The sequence below is a fragment of the Chitinophaga solisilvae genome (genome assembly GCF_009928525.1).
Taxonomy (GTDB): Bacteria; Bacteroidota; Bacteroidia; order Chitinophagales; family Chitinophagaceae; genus Chitinophaga; species Chitinophaga solisilvae.
This window is the reverse complement of the sequence record NZ_JAABOK010000047.1, coordinates 1-566: the sequence shown is the minus strand read 5'-3', so window position 1 is coordinate 566 and position 566 is coordinate 1. Positions and strand designations below refer to the sequence as shown.

Below are 566 nucleotides of genomic sequence, written 5' to 3'. Positions count from 1 at the left end.
CGGCATACGCCAGCGCCGCCTACGTACAGTTCTCCGGCCGCGCCGGCTGGCAGCAGCTGACCGTAACTGTCCAGCACATAGCTGTACAGCGTCGGAATGGTGCGCCCGATATTACTTGTACTGTAGGCTAAATCTTCTAAAGATAATTCCTTGAAGGTAACATGCACCGTGGTTTCGGTGATACCGTACATGTTGATCAGACGGCAGTTCTCATATTGCTGCTTCCAGGATTGCAGCTTCACCGGAGACAATGCTTCGCCCCCGAAGATCACATACCGCACGCTCTGCGCCTGCCGCCGTACATCGGCCTCTGACAGGTTATAAAATGCCGATGGCGTCTGATTCAGCACCGTTACGCCTTCGCGTTCCAGCAGGTCCAGAAACTGCGGCGTATCCCGCACGATGTCCGTGTCCACCAGTACCAGTCTGCCGCCGTATAACAATGCTCCGTACATCTCCCATACGGAAAAATCGAAGCAATAGGAATGGAACATCGTCCAGACATCCCCTTCATGAAAATCAAATAATGCTTTATCGGGAAACAGCAGGCTGACTACGTTGCGGTG

The 566-nt window shown here is 53.4% G+C and carries 1 protein-coding gene; it reads right to left on the bottom strand.

The annotated features are described in order from the left end of the window. Positions 1–566 (bottom strand): AMP-binding protein (locus tag GWG06_RS30385; protein ID WP_160718180.1); only part of this gene is annotated, 566 nt, incomplete at both ends.